18 protein-coding genes are annotated in these 17,986 nt (G+C 71.7%); 9 read left to right on the top strand and 9 right to left on the bottom strand.

Going from position 1 to position 17,986, the window contains the following annotated elements; genetic code table 11:
- Window positions 1–10: 10 nt before the first annotated feature.
- A complete protein-coding gene (locus tag ABD466_RS02760; RefSeq protein WP_344655287.1) occupies window positions 11–1,063 on the bottom strand; it encodes a DUF2330 domain-containing protein in 1,053 nt (350 codons plus the stop codon).
- 169 nt (window positions 1,064–1,232) lie between these two features.
- A complete protein-coding gene (locus tag ABD466_RS02765; protein WP_344655288.1) occupies window positions 1,233–2,654 on the bottom strand; it encodes an MFS transporter in 1,422 nt (473 codons plus the stop codon).
- Window positions 2,655–2,770: 116 nt separating this feature from the next.
- Here ABD466_RS02765 and ABD466_RS02770 point away from each other — a divergent pair, with 116 nt between their 5' ends.
- Together ABD466_RS02770 and ABD466_RS02775 are read left to right on the top strand one after the other, a co-directional pair.
- A complete protein-coding gene (locus tag ABD466_RS02770; protein WP_344655289.1) occupies window positions 2,771–3,742 on the top strand; it encodes a helix-turn-helix transcriptional regulator in 972 nt (323 codons plus the stop codon).
- A gap of 536 nt (window positions 3,743–4,278) precedes the next feature.
- Window positions 4,279–5,388 (top strand): TolB-like translocation protein, encoded by a 1,110-nt coding sequence (locus tag ABD466_RS02775; RefSeq protein WP_344655290.1) that lies wholly within the window; start codon window positions 4,279–4,281, stop codon window positions 5,386–5,388.
- 68 nt (window positions 5,389–5,456) lie between these two features.
- Here the strand turns inward: ABD466_RS02775 and ABD466_RS02780 are convergent, their stop codons facing one another.
- The gene (locus tag ABD466_RS02780) at window positions 5,457–6,215 is read right to left on the bottom strand and encodes a hypothetical protein (protein ID WP_344655291.1); all 759 of its coding nucleotides are present in this window, start codon (window positions 6,213–6,215) and stop codon (window positions 5,457–5,459) included.
- A 141-nt stretch (window positions 6,216–6,356) separates the two neighbouring features.
- Here ABD466_RS02780 and ABD466_RS02785 point away from each other — a divergent pair, with 141 nt between their 5' ends.
- The 5 genes from ABD466_RS02785 (at window position 6,357) to ABD466_RS02805 (ending at window position 10,066) form a co-directional block, all read left to right on the top strand.
- The gene (locus tag ABD466_RS02785) at window positions 6,357–6,812 is read left to right on the top strand and encodes a MarR family transcriptional regulator (RefSeq protein ID WP_344655292.1); all 456 of its coding nucleotides are present in this window, start codon (window positions 6,357–6,359) and stop codon (window positions 6,810–6,812) included.
- A 37-nt stretch (window positions 6,813–6,849) separates the two neighbouring features.
- On the top strand, window positions 6,850–8,244 hold the full coding sequence (locus tag ABD466_RS02790) for an MFS transporter (RefSeq protein ID WP_344655293.1): 1,395 nt from the start codon (window positions 6,850–6,852) through the stop codon (window positions 8,242–8,244).
- 22 nt (window positions 8,245–8,266) lie between these two features.
- Window positions 8,267–8,854 (top strand): isochorismatase family protein, encoded by a 588-nt coding sequence (locus ABD466_RS02795; RefSeq protein WP_344655294.1) that lies wholly within the window; start codon window positions 8,267–8,269, stop codon window positions 8,852–8,854.
- A 68-nt stretch (window positions 8,855–8,922) separates the two neighbouring features.
- A complete protein-coding gene (locus ABD466_RS02800) occupies window positions 8,923–9,354 on the top strand; it encodes a MarR family winged helix-turn-helix transcriptional regulator (protein ID WP_344655295.1) in 432 nt (143 codons plus the stop codon).
- A 37-nt stretch (window positions 9,355–9,391) separates the two neighbouring features.
- A complete protein-coding gene (locus ABD466_RS02805; protein ID WP_344655296.1) occupies window positions 9,392–10,066 on the top strand; it encodes a class I SAM-dependent methyltransferase in 675 nt (224 codons plus the stop codon).
- A gap of 12 nt (window positions 10,067–10,078) precedes the next feature.
- Here the strand turns inward: ABD466_RS02805 and ABD466_RS02810 are convergent, their stop codons facing one another.
- On the bottom strand, window positions 10,079–11,260 hold the full coding sequence (locus tag ABD466_RS02810; RefSeq protein WP_344655297.1) for an MFS transporter: 1,182 nt from the start codon (window positions 11,258–11,260) through the stop codon (window positions 10,079–10,081).
- A 120-nt stretch (window positions 11,261–11,380) separates the two neighbouring features.
- Between ABD466_RS02810 and ABD466_RS02815 the strand changes: the two genes are divergently transcribed.
- A complete protein-coding gene (locus ABD466_RS02815; protein ID WP_344655298.1) occupies window positions 11,381–12,271 on the top strand; it encodes a LysR family transcriptional regulator in 891 nt (296 codons plus the stop codon).
- On the opposite strand, the gene ABD466_RS02820 is transcribed toward ABD466_RS02815, so the two are convergent.
- From ABD466_RS02820 to ABD466_RS02840, 5 genes are read right to left on the bottom strand one after another with little or no spacing between them, the layout of a single operon-like run.
- A complete protein-coding gene (locus tag ABD466_RS02820) occupies window positions 12,268–12,804 on the bottom strand; it encodes an RBBP9/YdeN family alpha/beta hydrolase (protein WP_344655299.1) in 537 nt (178 codons plus the stop codon). The genes ABD466_RS02815 and ABD466_RS02820 overlap by 4 nt on opposite strands.
- Before the next feature lie 59 nt (window positions 12,805–12,863).
- Window positions 12,864–13,910 carry an ABC transporter ATP-binding protein gene (locus ABD466_RS02825; protein WP_344655300.1) on the bottom strand — a complete coding sequence of 349 codons (1,047 nt, stop codon included), beginning with the start codon at window positions 13,908–13,910 and terminating at the stop codon, window positions 12,864–12,866.
- On the bottom strand, window positions 13,907–14,773 hold the full coding sequence (locus ABD466_RS02830; RefSeq protein WP_344655301.1) for an ABC transporter permease: 867 nt from the start codon (window positions 14,771–14,773) through the stop codon (window positions 13,907–13,909). Before ABD466_RS02830 ends, ABD466_RS02825 begins: the two co-directional genes overlap by 4 nt.
- Window positions 14,770–15,744, bottom strand: a complete 975-nt coding sequence (locus ABD466_RS02835) for an ABC transporter permease (RefSeq protein WP_344655302.1) — start codon at window positions 15,742–15,744, stop codon at window positions 14,770–14,772. The genes ABD466_RS02830 and ABD466_RS02835 overlap by 4 nt, the downstream gene beginning before the upstream one ends.
- Before the next feature lies 1 nt (window position 15,745).
- The gene (locus tag ABD466_RS02840) at window positions 15,746–16,951 is read right to left on the bottom strand and encodes an ABC transporter substrate-binding protein (RefSeq protein WP_344655303.1); all 1,206 of its coding nucleotides are present in this window, start codon (window positions 16,949–16,951) and stop codon (window positions 15,746–15,748) included.
- Between the two features lie 190 nt (window positions 16,952–17,141).
- Here ABD466_RS02840 and ABD466_RS02845 point away from each other — a divergent pair, with 190 nt between their 5' ends.
- The gene (locus tag ABD466_RS02845) at window positions 17,142–17,948 is read left to right on the top strand and encodes a GntR family transcriptional regulator (RefSeq protein WP_344655304.1); all 807 of its coding nucleotides are present in this window, start codon (window positions 17,142–17,144) and stop codon (window positions 17,946–17,948) included.
- The last annotated feature ends 38 nt before the right edge of the window (window positions 17,949–17,986 follow it).

Here is a 17,986-nt window from a genome sequence, read left to right on the forward strand (position 1 = left end):
GGTCTCCACGTCAACCGGCAAGGTGGGCCGCACCCCGGCCCCTCCTGACTGATCGCCGACCGCGCCGCACCACCGTCACGACACCGATACCGGTCAGCGCCAGCACCACGAGAAGATACGCCGGGATCCCGAGGAACGTCAGCAGTTCCTCCTTATATGTCACCGGGTGCTGGACCCAGTCGGATCGGGCCGGCGAGAAGCCGTAGTCCTGGGTGATCTGGGACGGCTGCTCGAAGGCGTCGTCGAACACTGTCAGGAACATCCGTCCGGCCGCCAGGTTCGCCAGGGCCGGTCCCGTCCGGGACGGGTCGATCCAGTCGCCGAACGCCGAGGGGGCCGCGTGGGCGGCGATCGGCGCCTGTGCGATCTCCATCCGGTGCGGGGCCAGGACCGACAACTCGACGTGCTGCGGGGTCGTCGCTCCGGCCGACAGGCGCATCGGGTACACCGCGTCCTTGGCCGGGAACGAGATCCGGATCGGGTCCAGTACGCCGTCCAGGTCCGCCGAGCTCCCCGATGCCAGTCGCACGGCTACGAACTGCCATCCCTGGGCCGTGTACGCCGCCAGACGTTCCGCTGTCGCCGCTTTGAGGGTGAAGCTGTGCTGCTCCAGCCACTCACCGAGGGCCTTCGGGTCTGCTGAGGCCAGGTTCGCCACTTCGAAGGCGCCGATGCGCTGGTCGGACAGCACGCGCACGGGCGCGCCCGTCGGGGCCGCCGCCATCGGGCCGCCGACGTTGTCGGGGGCGCCGGCGCCGCTCTTCGCGCCGCTCTCCGACAGGTGGGGCAGGAAATAGTGGTGCACCTTGACGAGCGGCTCCTGGGCGGTGCTCAGCTGGTCGAACAGGTCCTTGTCCCCGAGCGTCGTCTTCGCCGGGCCCGGGCCCGGAACCGGCATCACCCAGGCGGCGTCAGGCGCGTCGCTGTGCACTGAGAAGCGCATCACGACGTCCTCGGTCGTGCCGTCGAACCGGACGACGGCCTGCTCTCTGGCGACGCTCGCGGTCCCGTTGGCGCCCGGGATGTACGCTCCACATCCGCACGCCCACGCTGGATCGGCCACCGCGATCCCCTGTAGCCCGCCAGCCGCGAGCATCACGGTCAAAGCCTTAGCGGCCCACTTGTGCACCAGAACCCCCTACCCCGATATCCCCGTGAACGGAATCAGTCCCCGGTGAGCACTTGGACGCGCTCTCCAGGGACCGGGTTCCGTCGATCCACCGCGGATCGTCTCACCGCTTCCGGCCGGGGGCCAGCAGCTGCACCGCCACCGCGGTCACCAGCAGCAGGGCGGCCGTTCCGACCAGCCCCGCGTGCATCCCGCCGCTGAAGTCGCCGCCGGCCACCAGAGCGCCGATCACCGCGACCGAGAGGGCGCCGCCGACCTGGCGCGAGGTGTTCACGATGCCGGCGGCGGTTCCGGCGCGGTCGGCCGGGACGCTGCCCATCACCATGATCGTCAGGGCGGGGACGACGAACGAGCCCGCGAAGGCGACCGGCACCAGCAGCAGCACCAGGGCCCAGGCCGGCTGGCCGGGCCGGACCGCGAGCAGCAGGAGCATGGCGCCGGCCGTGCCCACCAGGCCGATCGTCATCGACAGGCGCGCGCCGATGCGGGCCACCATCCGGGCCGCGACCGTCAGGTTCACCAGTGTCACCACCGCGGTGATCGGGGCGAACAGCAGACCGGTGACCGTCGCCGACTTGTGCCCGACCTGCTGGAAGTAGAGGCTCAGCACGAAGATCACCCCGTAGAACGCGGCGTTCACCGCGAAGCCCGCGGCCGCCGCCAGCGACATCGCCCGCGACCGGAACAGGGCCAGCGGGACCATCGGCCGCGCCTGGCGGGACTCGGCCAGCACGAACACCGTCGCCGCGACCGCCGCCGCGCCGAACGCGGTCAGCACCGGGAACGTCCCGAAGCCCTTCGAACCGCCCTCGATGAAGCCGTACGTCACCCCGGCCAGCGCCACCACCGACGACAGCAGCCCGAGCACGTCGAAGCGCGACGACGCGGCCGCGGCGTCGGCCCTCCGCTCCGACCGCGGCGTCCCGGCCAGCAGCGCCAGCGCCAGAGCCCCGGCCGGCAGGTTGAGGAAGAAGATCCACCGCCAGTCCACCGCGGCCGTGATCAGCCCTCCGGCCACCGGTCCCGCGGCGGCCGCGGCCGAGCCCGCCGCCGTCCATACGGCGATCGCCTTGTTCCGCGCCACCGGGTCCGGGAACGCCTGCCCCACCAGCGCCAGGGACGACGGCAGCATCACCGACGCCGCCGCGCCCTGCACCAGCCGCGCCCCGATCAGCAGCGCCAGCGAGGGCGCCAGGCCGCAGGCCGCCGACGCCAGCGTGAACCCGATCAGCCCGAGCCCGTAGGCCGCCTTCGCCCCGATCCGGTCGGCCAGGGCCCCGGCCGACAGCATCAGCGCCGCGAACGCCAGCGTGTATCCGTCGATCACCCACTGCGCGCCGGACAGCCCGCCGGACAGGCTGCGGTTGATCGCCGGCAGGGCCACGTTGACCACCATGGCGTCGAGGCCGACCAGGAAGAAGCCGAAGACGGAGGCCGCCAGGACGCGCTTGGCGTTGGCGGCGGTGTCCGCTGCGGAGGCGGCGGTGCTCGTGGCTCGCGGCCGGATCGCGGTGATAGCTGTCATGCCGGTAACTCTCGTCCTGGTCGCGGCCCCTATACAGACCGCGCCGAGCCGGGGAGCCCTGTGCCTGGGTGTGACACACCCCCTCACTTTCGGCGCGGCCGCCCTACGCTGGCTCTATGACGAGCGGCGGATCCACCGGCAGCAACGGCAGCGAACTGGGCATCTTCCTGAAGGCGCGCCGCGCCCAGGTCCGTCCCGAGGACGTCGGCCTGCCCTCCGGCACCGGCATCCGCCGCACCCCGGGCCTGCGCCGCGAGGAGGTCGCGATCCTGGCCGGGGTCAGCGTCGACTACTACACCCGACTGGAGCGCGGTAAGGAGACCAACCCCAGCCCGGCGGTGCTGGACGCGCTCGCGCGGATCCTGCGCCTGAACCGCGACGAGCATCGGCACCTGCACACCCTCACGGAGAACGCCGCCAGCCCGGTGCGCCAGGCCGAGCGCCGCAGCCGCACCCGCACGGTGCGCGAGGGCCCGCTGCTCATGCTCGACATGGTGCGCCCGAACCCCGCCTACGTCGTCAGCCGCACCAACGACGTCCTGGCCGCGAACCCCTCCGGGCTGGCGCTGTTCCCGGGGCTCGCGGACTGGCCCGCCAGACAGCGCAACATCACCCGTTACGTCTTCCTGCACCCCGCTGCCAAAGAGCTCTATCCGGAGTGGGACAAGCTGGTCCCGAAGTCGGTGGCGTTCCTGCGGGCGCGCGCCGGGGACGATCCCGACGACCCGGAGCTGGTGCGCCTGATCGGCGAGCTCGTCGTCAAGAGCCCGGAGTTCGCCCGGCTGTGGGAGCGTTACGAGCTGTGCCTGCACGGTCAGGGCACGAAGGCCTTCCACCATCCCGACGTCGGGGCGATGACGCTCGAATACGAGGCGATGGAGCTGCCGAACACCGGCGGGCAGCGCCTGGTCGTGTACTGCACGGTCCCCGGCACGCCGGACCACGACGCCGTGACGCTACTCGACATGCTCGGCGCCGGTCTGCTGGCGGGCGGCGTGGAGGGACTGCAGCACTTCGTTCAGAGCACCGAGCGACATCTTGTGGAAAGCCGGGACCGGGCCGGGGTGGCCGACGAGGAAGAACGCTGACCGGATCGTGTAGCGCAGGATCCGGATCGCCGAGTGGAACAGGAACAGCGCGAGGGGTATCTCGGCCAGCAGCGCGGACAAGACCGACGCCGTCTCGTCCGCCGTCCCCCAGTCCAGGACTATGTCGAACCACGCGTCGCACAGCAGCAGCGTGCCTGTGAAGATGCAGGCGGTCACCACGATCTGCCGGCGCCGCCACGCCGCCCAGGTGGTGACCAGCAGCCCGAGCACGAGCAGCAGGTCGAACCCGACCCACGCGACGTCCCAGGCCTTCGCCGGATGGTGGCTGGGCAACGCCGCCGCCAGGTAGACGACCCAGGGGACCATGACCGCGCATCCGCCGGTCACGACGGTGAGGAAGAGCTGCCGGATGTGGCGGATCCGCGGGTCGTTCAGGTTCGGCAGGCCGAGGGCCTGCAACTCGTCGTGCGTGGCGTGGTCCCGGTGGTCCATGGCACCGATCGTCGCACGAGGTTGATAACGTTCGGGGCGCAGGGGGAGCGACAAAACATTCGGGAAATGGGGGAAAAACGGTCATGGCTGGACGGGGCAAGAGGCAGTGGGCCAAGGCGGCGGTGTGCGCGGCGGCGTTGGTGACGCCGCTGACGGTGAGCGGCTGCGCGAGCCAAGGGGGGACGGGGAACCCGCTGGGGTTGGCGGGGACGTCGAGCGCGACGAAGGGCGGGGACTCGTCGGCGACGGGTGGGGACACGGCCGGCGGCACGACCGCCCCGGTGGCCGAGTCGTCGGCGTCGTCGTCCGCGTCGAGCGCGTCCGGGACGCGGAACGGGACCGGCGGCACCAAGCTGACCGTCTCCGACGGCTCCAGCAAGATCCTCATGAACGGCAAGGCCGTCGACTTCGGCACCGCCGTGTACGACCAGTCCTGGTCGCCGGACGGCAAGAAGGTCGCCTTCATCGACGACCATGACAATCTGTGGGTGGCCAACGCCGACGGCAGCGGCAAGGTCGAAGCGGCCAAGAACTCCACCGGGGAGAAGTGGACGCACCCGGCGTGGCAGGTGGCGAAGGCCGACACGCAGGACGGGGTCCCGGCCCGCAACAACATCTTCTTCGCCTCCACCGCCGGCGACGGCACGCTGTGGAAGGTCGTGGCCACCGCCCACGACGGCAAGCCGGAGAAGCTCGAGCTCGCCGGCACGGCCGGCGAGAACGAGGTCGACCCGCCTCAGACCCGCAACATGTGGCCTTCGGCCGCGGGGGATTTCGGCGGCGCGATCTATGAGCACGACAACGGCTCCAGCTCCGACATCTGGGTCCGCGACGATTTCCTGCGGCAGCAGGGCGACCTGGCCTTCAAGAACGGCTCCGAGCCGAGCTACGCGATCGTCGGCGGCTCGGCGAACTCCGACCCGACACCCGAAGTCGTGTTCGTCCGCACCGTGAACGGCCACCGGCACATCTTCTTCAGCGTGCTCTACACCGCCAACGGCGACGCGCCCAAGGCCAAGGACCTGACGCCGAACGCCGCGGGTGACTACGTCACCCCGGCCCTTTCTCCGGACGGCAAGACGGTCGCGTACTCCACGGAGTCCGGCGTCTACCTCATCTCGACCGATGGTTCCGGCACGCCGAAGCAGATCACGGACAAGCCCGGCTTCCCCGCGTTCCGCGCCGGTTCCTAGCCGCCCGCAGCCATCGCATAGCGCGTAGCGTCTAGCGCGTAGCGCCGGCTCCTAAGGGGCCGGCGCTGTCAGCGCCACCATGGTTCCCGGACCACGAGGCCGTCGACCTTCACACATCCGTCCGCGTTGGCGACCTCCTGCCGGTCCAGGTCCCACCCCACGATCCCGTCGCCCATCCGGGTCAGCTCGATCAGCGTGCCCGGCCGTCGCACCGCGCCGATCTGCACCTCGCACTTCACCAGCGACGCCCAGGACTCGCCGTTCAGCGCCACCGCGAACGCCACGATCGGCAGCACCACCACCGACAGCAGCGTCGCGACGATCCTCTCGGCCGAGACGGCCCGGTGCTGCCACGGCGCCAGCCTGGCCGAGCGTTCCCGCCCGCCACGGTGCCCCGTCAGGTACTCCAGGACGACGCCCTGCCGGAGCAGCCACGCGACCAGCGCGGTGAACACGCCCCACCGCCATCCGAAGAACACGGTCATCAGCAGCCCGAAGGCGATCGGCGAGATCAACGACATGAGCGTGCCCAGGATCAGGGCCCGGCGATCCGTGCCGTCGTGGAGCGAGCCCCGCGCGGCCATGAAGACGAACGTCATCCGCGACACCACCACCGCCAGGACGAACGCCAGGATCACGCTGTTGCGGACCATGCCCATCAGGACGTCGACCCAGTTCTTCGGCTCCAGCGCCACCAGGACGTCCCACGCCGCGTCGCCGCCCCCGACCGTCCACGCCACCTTCAGGATCGGGAACACGAGCACGACGGCCAGGACCACGGTGTGCCCCGGGCCGCCCTTGCGATCTTCGGTCTTCTGGTCCGCCACGCCCTGTATTTGGCCGGGTGCGGTGCTCAGAGGCCCAATCCGCTGCTCCGAACGAGTGCCCGATCCGTCAGTCCAAGCTGAGCAGCCGCAACTGTGCAACCATAGTTGCACAGTCCAGACTGACGAATTATCGTGGGGACCATGAGCGAAGCGCCCGACCTCCCCGACATCCCCGAGATCGCGATGCGTGCGTCCCTGGAGACGTGGGTCATGTTCGGGCGCCTGCGCCGCCGCCTGCAGGCGCTGCCCGGCGAATCCGGCCTCAGCCCGGCCCAGACGTCGGTCCTGGTGCGCCTGGGCAAGGTCGACGCCGCCTCGGCCGGCGCGCTCGCCGCCGCCGAGCAGGTCTCGCACCAGGCGATGGCCAAGACCGTCGCCGGTCTGGAGGCGCTGGGGCTCATCGTCCGGCGGCCCGACCCGGTCGACCGCCGCCGGTGGTTGCTCGCCCTGACCGAGGCCGGACGGGCCCGTTCCCAGGGCGAGCGGCACGCCCGCCAGCAGTGGCTGGCCCGGGCGCTGGCCGAGCACGGGACACCGGAGCAGATCGAGGCCGTGATCACGGCGATGGCGTTGCTGGGGGAGGTGGCCGACGCATGAGGACCCCGATGGCGCCCGCGCCTTCCGAGCCCCGTCCATGACGGCGCTCGTCGAGCGCCTGCGCACCCGCGCCCCGCGCGCTCCCGGATCCTCCGCGGCGGGCTTCGACCGCCGCCTCATCGTGCCGATGATCCTGGGTTCGATCCTGAACCCGGTGAACTCCTCGATGCTGGCGGTCGCGCTGATCCCCATCGGGCGCGCGTTCGGCGCCGCGCCCTCGCAGACCGCGTGGCTGGTGTCCGGGCTCTATCTCGCGACCGCGGTCGGACAGCCCGTGATCGGGCGGCTCGTGGACGCCTTCGGGCCGCGGCCGCTCTACCTGGCCGGAACGGCGCTCGTCGGGGTCGCGGGCGTGCTGGGCGTGGGGGCGCCGACGCTCGGGGTCCTGATCCTGTCGCGGGTGCTCCTCGGGTTCGGCACATCGGCGGCGTACCCGGCCTCGATGTCGCTGCTGCGCTCGGAGGCCGACCGCACCGGGATGAGGAGTCCCAGCGGCGTCCTCGCCGCGTTGTCGATCTCCAACCAGGTGATCGCGGTGATCGGGCCGACGCTCGGCGGGCTGCTGATCGCGGCCGGCGGCTGGCATCTGATCTTCGCGATCAACGTTCCGCTCTCGGCGGCGTGCCTGGTCCTCGGGGCGGTGCGGCTGCCGCGGCGGGGGAGGGTCGCCGACGCGCAGCGCATCGACGTCCTCGGGATGGCGCAGTTCGCCGCGATGCTCACCGCGTTCCTGCTGTTCCTGATGAGTCCGGGCGTCGGCCACATCCATCTCGTCGCCGTCGCCCTCATCGCGGCCGGTACCTTCGTCTGGCGCGAACTCCGTACTCCGCAGCCCTTCATAGACCTGCGGGTGCTCAGCGGCAACGCGCCTCTGCTGGCCACCTACGGCCGCCAAGTGCTCGCCTATACGACGTCGTACTCGTTCCTCTACGGCTTCACGCAGTGGCTGGAGGAAGGCCGTTCCCTGTCGGCGTCAGGGGCGGGTGTGGTCCTGCTCCCGATGTCCGTCACCGCGATCGTCGTCACCGCCGTGACCGGACGGGACCCGCGCGTCCGCGCCAAGCTGCTGGTCGGCTCGGCGGCGCAGGTCGTCGGCTGCACCCTGCTGCTGGTGATGGGCTCCGGCAGCGCGATCTGGACCATCGTGCTGGTCGCGGCCGTGATCGGTGTCCCGCAGGGCCTGAACGGCCTGGCCAACCAGAACGCCCTGTACGCGCAGGCGGATCCGGAGCGCATGGGATCCTCCGCCGGGCTGCTGCGGACGTTCATGTACCTCGGCGCACTGCTCGCCTCCGCGGCGAGCGCCGCCTTCTACCGCGAGGGCGCCACCACCGGTGGTCTGCACCGTCTGGCCGTCCTGCTGATCGCTGTTTCCGTCCTGTTCCTGGTCGTCACCGTCGTGGACCGCTCCCTGTCCCGCGTCGGTCGCTGAGCCCCGAAAGAAAGGTCCCGCCATGACCGTCACCGCCCTCGACCCCACGACCGCGCTCGTCGTCATCGACCTCCAGAACGGCGTCGCCGCGATCCCCGGCGAGCCGGTCCCGACCGCCGACGTGGTGAAGAACAGCGTCGCACTGGCCGAGGGGTTCCGCGCCCGGAACCTGCCGGTCGTCCTGGTCCGCGTCACCTTCGCCGAGGACGGCGCCGACATGATGCCGGGCCGTACCGAGCAGGCGCGTCCGGCCCGTCCCCGCCCCGAGGGCTGGGACCGGATCATCGCCGACCTCGCCGGCCACCCCGGCGACCTGCTGGTCACCAAGCGCAACTGGTCCGCCTTCTACGGCACCGACCTCGACCTGCACCTGCGCCGCCGCGGCGTGACGCAGATCGTGCTCACCGGCATCGCCACCAGCATCGGCGTGGAGTCCACGGCCCGCGCCGCGCACGAGCACGGCTACCACGTCACCGTCGCCACCGACGCGGTCACCGACTCCAGCGCCGACGCGCACGCCAACAGCGTCGAGCGGATCTTCCCGCGCCTGGGCGAGACCGGGACCACCGCCGAGATCCTGGCCCTGCTCCCGTCCGAGGCCGCGGTCTGAGCGGACGCCCGGGAACCCCTGCCGCCTCCGGTAAGTTATTTGCACATACAAGCTTATGGGAGGTTGCCGTGACCGAGGACGAACAGCTCTGGGACGGCGTGCTCGCGTTGCACAACCGCGTGGAGGGCGAGCTCGCAGACGCTCTGGCCCGCCGCCACGGCCTGGGCCTGTCCGAGTACCGCGCCCTCGGCCACCTGGCCGCAGCCGAGAAGGGCGAGCTGCGCATGTCCGAGCTCGCCGTGGCCGTCGGCCTCAACCAGAGCTCCGTGACGCGCCTGGCGACGCGCCTCTACGACGCCGGCTATGCCGTGCGTGACCTGTGCCCGGACGACAAGCGCGGTATCTATGCCGTCATCACCGCTGCCGGCCGTACGCGTCACGCCGAGGCGCGGCGGACCTATCGGCAGACGCTCGCCGACGCGATGAAAGCGGCGTCCGACGAGTCGCCGCGCTTGGCCGCGCTTCTCGATGCCATGCGGCGCGAAGTGGTCGGTGGGTAGAAGCTGGAAACAAGGCCATCCGCGTTGGGAGGCGGCGATGAGTGGAAGGATCCGGCATCCGGTCTTCGCCCGGTTCTACGCGAAGGTGGCCGGACCGGCCCTGGACAAGGCCGGCATCGGACCGCACCGCGACCGCCTGCTGGCCGGTCTGGAAGGCGACGTGGTCGAGATCGGCGCGGGCAACGGTCTGAACTTCAGCCACTACCCCGCCGGCGTCAAGCGGGTCTTCGCCGTCGAGCCCGACCCCACGCTGCGCGGATACGCCGGGCGGGCCGCCGCCCGGGCGCCGGTTCCGGTGGAGGTCGTCGAGGGCCGGGCCGAGGCGCTGCCCTTCCCCCGCGCGTCGTTCGACGCCGCCGTCGTGTGCCTCGTGCTGTGCTCCGTGCCGGACCAGGCCGTGGCGCTCGCCGAGATCCGCAGGGTGCTGCGGCCGGGTGGGACGTTGCGCTTCTTCGAGCACGTCCAGGCCGATTCGCCGAAGATGCGGCAGGTGCAGCGGGTGCTGGACCGGACCGTCTGGCCGCTGTTCAGCGGCGGCTGCCACACCGGACGTGACACCGCGGCCGCGATCGCCGCCGCCGGTTTCGAGCTCACCGACCTCGACAACTTCCTGTTCCCGGAGAGCCGCCTCCCGCTCCCGGCCGCCGCCCACATCCTGGGGACGGCGGTGCGCCCTGACGACGCGCCGGCGTCGGAGGGCGCACCCGCGTAGCGTGGTGCGCGGTTACCCGGCGACGGCCAGTGCTTCATCGGCGTCCGAGACCGTCTCCGCGCCAGCGGCCGGCTCCTTCCGGCGCACCACCCCCGTGACCACCACGGAGAGCGCTGCCAGCCCCGCGCCGAACCAGACCGCGCTGGTGACGCCGGCCGCGTCCGCGAACACCCCGCCGACCAGCGCGCCCAGCGCGATCGACAGGTTGTATCCCAGAGTGTTGATGGCCATCGCCGCCTCGAAGCGGTCCGGCGCCGCGGCCAGGACCAGGTTGATCTGGCAGAGGTTCGCGGCGCCGAAGCACACACCCCACAACGTCAGCGCGACGATCGCGCCGACCCGCGAGTGCCCCGCCGCGAGCAGGACCAGCAGCGACAGGACCAGCCCGGCGCGGGCGGCCAGATAGCTGCCCTTCACGCTCTTGGTCACGGTGTAGCCGGCGAGGAAGTTGCCGATCGCGCCGCCGACGCCGTAGACCACGAGCAGACCGGTGATGAACGCGGCCGAGGCGGACGAACTCTTCTCCAGGAAGGGCCGGACGAAGGTGTACGCACAGAAGTGCCCGAGCACGTACAGCACCACCGTGGCCATCACCAGGCGCAGGCGCGCGTTCTCCCGCGGCAGCGCGAAGACCTCGCGGGCCGGGACGGCGCTGTCCGACGGCAGTGACGGGACCGTGACCGCCACCGCGGCGAAGACCACGGCGCTCAGGCCGCTCCAGATCAGGAACGTGGTCCGCCAGCTGCTCACACTGGCCAGGAACGTGCCCAGCGGGATGCCGGCCACGGTCGCGATCGAGACCCCGGACAGCGCGACCGACGCCGCGCGGTTCGCGTGCCGGCCCGGCACCAGACGCATCGCCATGCTTACGCCGATGGCCCAGAACGCGCCGTTGGCGAAGCCCATGAGCAGGCGGATCGCCATGATCACGGCGAAGTCCGGCGCGGCCGCGGTGACCAGGTTGCCGACGGCCAGCACCGCCAGCAGCGCCGACAACAGCAGCCGCCGGTTGACGTGCCGGGTCCAGGCGATGAGGAACGGCACGCCGAGGCCGGCCGACACGCCGTAGAGCGTGACCATCAGCCCGGCCACGCCGACCGCCACGTGCAGGCTGGAGCTCATCGGCGTGAGCAGGCCGACCGGCATCATCTCGGTGGTGACGAAGGTGAACAGGCTGGCCGTGATCGCGGCCACGCCCAGCCAGGATCTCAGGGACGATTGCGGATTCTCGTTCACCCCTCCATGGCATCGCGCATCGATCCATGAGTCCAACACATGTTTGTCACTCGATCGATCGTGATTCACGATGGATCCATGGAACTCCAGCAACTGCGGTACGTCCTGGCCGTCGCCGAGACCGGCAGCTTCACCCGCGCCGCCGAACGGTGCCTGGTGGTGCAGTCCGCGCTCAGTCACCAGATCGCGCGGCTGGAGCGCGAGCTGGGGGCGCGGCTCTTCGACCGCACCAGCCGCCGGGTGGCGCTGACGCCGGCCGGCGCGGCGTTCCTGCCCGCCGCGCGCCAGTGCCTGGACGCCGCCGAGCGCGCCGCCGCCGAGGTCGCGGCCGCGGTCGGCGAGGTGCGGGGCCGGCTGGCGGTGGGGCTGATCCCGACGGTCACCGCGGTCGACATCCCCGCCGCGCTGCGGGCCTTCCGCGAGCGGTACCCGCGGGTGCGGATCGGGCTGCGGGTGGGCGCCAGCGACGATCTGACCGAGTCGGTCCGCGACGGCGCCCTGGACATGGCGTTCCTCGGTCTGCCGGTCGGCGCCCGGCCGCACGGCGTCGCCGTGCACGAACTCGGACGCGACCGGCTGGTCGCCGTGGTCGCCCCGGACCACCCGCTGGCCGCCGAGTCCGCGGTCGATCTGCGGCGGCTCTCCACGGAGCCGTTCGCCGACCTGCCCGCCGGGACCGCGGGGCGCCGCCAGAGCGACGAGGCGTTCGCGGCGGCCGGATTGAGCCGCGACGTCCCGTTCGAGGTCACCACCGCCGACTACATCGACGAACTGGTCGCCCCGGGACTGGCCGTGGCGCTGGTGCCGGCGGCGTGGGCGCCGCGGCTCAGCGGCGTGACCGTGGTCGAGGTGACCGACGGCCCGCAGCGGGTGGAGTGCGTGGCCTGGCGCAGGGAGACCAAGACGCCGGCGGCGGCGGCGTTCCTGGAGATCCTGGGAATCTGCGTCCTGGAAACCGGAACCGCTTAGCCGGCGAGGAAGGCGTCCAGCAGCTTCCGCCCGGCGGGCCAGGCGCCGAGGCCGCTCGCGGCGTTGATGTGCCCGGCGCGACCGACGGTGACGTGGCCGGCGTGCCACGCGGCGGCGAGGCGCCGCGCGGACTCGGGATCGCAGTAGGGGTCGTCATCGCTGCTGACGACGAGCGCCGGCGCGGTCAGCGGGGCCGGTTCGACGGGGATGAAGCTGCCCGCCTCGGCGGCGGGGAAGCTCGGCGCGTCGACGGCGGGCGGGGCCACCAGGAAGGCACCCCGGATGCTCGGCCGCGTCTCCCGGCTCAGCCAGACCGCCGCGGCCAGGCACCCGAGGCTGTGCCCGACGAGGACGACGTCCGGACCGCTCCGCGCGACCGCTCGGGTCAACGCCTCGCACCAGTCGTCGAGGTCGGGCTCGTCCCACGATGCCGGGCGGACGCGGGAAGCCCTGGCACCCCACGCGTTCTCCCACAGCGTCTGCCAATGCTCCGGTCCCGAGCCTCCGATGCCGGGGATGACCACGTAGCGCATGGCCGACAGTATGCGGGGAACCGTGGGCGTCGCAGACCCGCGTCCACCCTGTGGATGTCTCAGCGCTCGACCACCATCACCGGCGCCTCGTCCAGCATCACATCCGCCCGCCGGCCCGGAACGAGTTCCGTGGCCGCCGCGCTGGGCACGTCCGACAGCACCTCGGTGCCGTCCTCCAGCACCGCGGTGATCCTGGTGATCGGACCGCGGAAGCCGGCCTGCCGCACGGTGGCGGCGCCTTCCTCGGACGGTTCGAAGCTGACCGCTTCGGGGCGGATCAGGACCGCGACCTCCCCTCCGGGCCGCGATCCCTCCCGCACCTTCAGCCGGCGCCCGGCGACCTCCACGGTGCCGCCGTCGGCCGAGAGGGTGCCCGGCAGGCGGTTCATCGTGCCGATGAACTCCGCGACGAACGGGGTCGCCGGATCCGCGTACACCTCGGCCGGGGCGGCGCACTGCTCCAGGCGGCCGGCGCGCATCACCGCGACCTGGTCGGCGACGCTGAGCGCCTCCTCCTGGTCGTGGGTGACGAATACCGTCGTGATGCCCAGACGGGTCTGCAGGGAGCGGATCTCCTCGCGCAGTTGCACGCGCACCACCGCGTCCAGGGCGGACAGCGGCTCGTCCAGCAGCAGGACGCGCGGCTCCACGGCCAGGGCGCGGGCCAGGGCCACGCGCTGCTGCTGGCCGCCGGACATCTGGTGCGTGTACTTCGCCGCGTGCGCCGACAGGCCGACCAGCTCCAGCAGCTCGCCGGCGCGGGTGCGGCGCTTGGCCGCGTTCCAGCCGCGCATGCGCAGGCCGAAGGCGACGTTGTCGAGGGCGTCCAGGTTCGGGAACAGGCTGTAGGACTGGAACACCATGCCCATGTCCCGCTTGTTCGCCGGGACCCGGGCGATGTCCTGGCCGGCGACCCGGACCTCGCCCCGGTCGCTGTGCTCCAGCCCGGCGATGATCCGCAGGGCCGTGGTCTTGCCGCAGCCCGAGGGGCCCAGCAGGCACATCAGGGTGCCCGGCTCGACGGTCAGGTCCAAGCCGTCCAGGGCGGCCACGCCGCCGAAGGACCGGCTCAGGTCGACGAGTTCGACGGAGGGGGCGGCGCTCACCGGCTTCTCCCCACTTTCTTCGGCTTCTTGGCGGTCCGGCCGCGGCCCAGATGCGACACCAGCATCAGCAGCAGCCAGGAGAGGAACAGGATCAGCATCGCGGCGGTGGTGGCGACCTCGCCGTCCTGCTGGCCGGCCTGGTCGGTCCAGACCGGGAAGGTGTTGAGCAGCAACAGGTTCGCGATCGTGAACTCGCCCAGTGCCAGCGCCGCGCCGAGGATGCCGGCCGAGGCGATCGCGGTGCGGATGTTCGGCACGACCACCCGCCACAGGGCCACCGGCCAGCTCGCGCCCAGACTGCGGGCCGCCTCCACCATCGTCGCCAGCGGGATCGCCGACAGCCCGGCGTCCAGCGAGCGGTAGGTGAACGGCAGGGCCAGGATGACGTACTCGAAGACCAGGATCCACCAGGACCCGGTGATGGCCTCCGGCCACGACTTGAACGCGCCCAGGATGCCGTTGGCGATGACCACGGCCGGGATCGCCATCGGCAGCAGGCAGACGCCCTCCACCAGCCGGCGCATCCGCGGCAGCCGCAGGTGCAGCCACGCCATCGTCGGCACCATCAGCACCAGCAGCAGGACCACCGTCACCGCCGCGATCTTCAGCGACGTCATCAGGTTCTCGGTGAACCCGTCCTGGTGGATCAGCCCGGTCCAGACCGACAGCGTGTGCCCCATGTTGCGGCGGCTGCCGCCCAGGGTGAAGTCGACCGCGGCGTAGAGCGGGACGAAGAAGTAGGCCGCGAACAGCAGCAGCATGACCGCGCGCCCGGCGCGCGGCCTACGGCGCGCCTTCTTCGCGGCCCGCGACGACACCGGCGTCTCCGGTGCCTGCGGGACCTCGGCGACGACGGCGGTCACCGCAGCCACCTCGCCGTCCGCCGCTGCAGCAGCGTGTACGCCACCACCACGACGCTGACGATCACGATCATCCACAGCCCCAGCGCGTTCCCGATGTTCTGCTGCCCGGCCAGCACGTTGCCGGACATCACCGACCCGATCTGGATCGGCACGAGCGGGACGCTGCCGGTGCTCAGCGCGTAGGCGGTGGCGTAGGCCGCGAAAGCGTTGGCGAACAACAGGAGCACCGCGCCCAGGAACGGCGGCGCCAGCAGCGGGCCGCCGACCCGCAGCCAGTACTGGAAGCGCGACGCGCCCAGCGAGCGCGCGGCCTCCTCCCACTGCGGCCGCAGCCCGTCCAGCGCCGGGAAGATCACCAGCAGCATCAACGGGATCTGGAAGTACAGGTAGACGAGCACCAGGCCGGCCATGTTCCACAACACGAACCCGTGCTGCGTCAGGTTGTAGCCGGCGCTGTCCAGCCACTTGGTGACCAGGCCCTGCGGCCCCAACGTGGCCAGGAACACGAACGCCAGCGGCAGGCCGCCGAAGTACGCCAGCACGCCGGAGGCCGTGGTGACCGCGCGGTGCACCAGGCCGTCCCGGCGCGCGCCGGACACCGCCACCGCCAGCGCCAGGCCCAGGACCGCGCCGACGACCGCGCTGATCACGGACAGCTCGATGCTGACCGTGAAGGCGTGGCGGTACGGGTCCTTCATCGTCGTGGTGATGTTCGACAGCGTCGTGTTCCCGGCGTCGTCCTGGAACGCGGCGGTGATCACCGCGTACGCCGGGGCGCCGAGGAAGACGGCCACGTAGACGGCGAACGGCGCCAGGCCGAGCAGGTCCAGCGGCCGGGTGCGCTGTGCGGTGGCGGAGCCGGTCCTGGAGGTCCGGGAACCGCGCCGGAGCAGTCGGGGACGGAACGCCGCAGCGGCCGGCGCGGGGGAACCCGCGCCGGCCGGGGCGTCCGCCGGGGCGGCGGAGGTCACGTCAGCCGGTCGCCTTCGCCCAGCCGGCGACGGTGAGCTTGGAGGCGGCGGACATCTGGTCCTGGGTGGCGAACTGCGGGGTGCCGGTCACGGCGGGCAGCGCGGCCAGGGCGGCGGCGTCGGCGGTGCCGGCCTTCTGCAGCGCGTCCAGCTCGGCCGGGCGGGCCTGGCCCTTCAGCCACAGGTTCTGGCCTTCGGCGGAGTACAGGAACTCCTCCCACAGGCGGGCGGCGGCCGGGTGCGGCGCGCTGGCGCTGATCGCCTGGTTGTAGAACCCGCCGAACAGCGCGTCGGACGGGACCACGACCTTCCAGTTGATCCCCTTGGCCTTCAGGTCCGTGGCGGCCGAGGCCTGCAGGTAGTCCCAGTCGATGGTGATCGGCGTGGTGCCGGACTGGATGGTGGCCTGGGTGGCCTTGACCGGGACGAAGACGCCGTCGGACTTGAGCTTGCCGAAGAAGTCGAGGCCGGGCTGGACGTTGTCCAGGGTGCCGCCGTTGGCCAGCGCCGCGGCGATGACGCCGGACAGGGCCGCGTTCGCCTTCGTCGGGTCGCCGTTCAGCGCCACCTGCGACTTGTAGGCCGGGTTGTCCAGCGACTTCAGGGTGGTCGGCGGGGTCTTCACCTTGTCGGCGTCGTAGCCGATGGCGATGTAGCCTCCGTAGTCGTTGTACCAGAGGCCCTTCGCGTCCTTCTGGGCGTCGGCGATCTGCGACCAGGTGGCGACCTGGTAGGGCGCGAACAGGCCGTCGGCGGCGCCGGAGTTGGCGGCGGCCTGGCCGACGTCGACGACGTCCGGCGCGCTGCTCTTGCCCTTCTGCTGCTTGATGGCGTTGAGCTCGTCCTGGGAGGAGCCGTCCGGGTTGGCGTCGTTGATCTTGATGCCGTACTTGGCGGTGAAGGCGTCCATGATGGCGCCGTAGTTGGCCCAGGTCTTCGGCAGCGCGATGGCGTTCAGCGTGCCTTCCTTCTTCGCCGCGGCCACCAGGGCGTCCATGCCGCCCAGGTCCTGCGCGGTGGTCGCGCTCGCGGCGTCCTTCTTGGCGTCCGTCGAGCCGGCGGCCGACCCGGTCGAGCCGGCCGAGCTGCTCTGCGCGCTCCCGCCGGACTTCGAGCCGGCGTCGGAGCTCTTGCTCGACGAGCACGCGGCCGCACTAAGGGCGAGGACGGCCGCGGTGGCGGCTATGCCCGTCAAACGTCGGTTCACGGTTTTCCTCCAAGTGGGGGCGGCCGGGAGTCGGCCGCGCGTTCGTTCCCGCGGCAAGGACTATGCGGATGCCAGGTGGACGGAAGTTCTGAGTCAGGTGAACAAATCGAAGTTGTATGGCCAACACCTAGTTGTATGGCCAACTATGGGTTCGCACAAGGTTGAAAACGAGGGAAGGCGGCACGGGCCGGTGACTCAGGAGCCAAGATACCGCCGGATCGCGGAGGAATTGCGGAAGGCCATCATCGAACACGCCTACGGCCCCGGCGGCCGGCTGCCCAGTGAGGGCACGCTGGCCGAGCAGTACGCGGTCTCCCGCGGCACCATCCGCCAAGCCCTGATGCTGCTGCGCCACGACGGCCTGGTGACGTCCCGCCGCGGCACCCGTCGCGTGGTCCTGGACGACGCGCCGGTCCAGGACTTCGCGCAGATGCAGAGCTTCGCCCGCTGGGCCCGCTCGATCGGCGAGGTCCCCGGCGGCCTGGTGATCCGGCAGGGCTGGTACCCCGCCGACGCCGAGGAGCAGCGGTCCCTCCGGATCGGCGACGACGCCCGGGTCCTCAGGGTTCTGCGGCTGCGCCGCCTGTCCGGCCGCCCCGCGATGCTGGAGCGGACCAGCTACCCCGAGGCCGTCGGCGCGATCGTGGAGCCGCTGCGGACCGACACGGTCTCGGTCACGGAGTTCCTGGAGCGCGGCGGCGTCTACGTCGCCGACGCCGAGCACACCATCGATCTCGTCCGCGCCGACGCCGAGGACGCCGAGCACCTGGAGTGCGAGGTCGCGGACCCGCTGCTGCGCGAGCGGCGCAGGACGACCGATCCGGCGGGGGTGCCGCTGGAATGGTCGGAGGACCGGTACCTGCCCGGGAGCATCGCGTTCGTGGTGCACAACTCGCTGGCCTCGACGCCGCTGACGCGGCAGCACATGATGCCCGGAGCCGGGTCCGATTTCGGCTCGGGCTCGGGCTCGGGCTCGGGCTCCGGCTCAGAGTCCTGATGCGCATTCCGCGTCCGGCCCCGGCTCCGGCTCCGGCT

Origin of the sequence: Catenulispora subtropica (assembly GCF_039531675.1) — a bacterium.
Classification (GTDB): Bacteria; Actinomycetota; Actinomycetes; order Streptomycetales; family Catenulisporaceae; genus Catenulispora; species Catenulispora subtropica.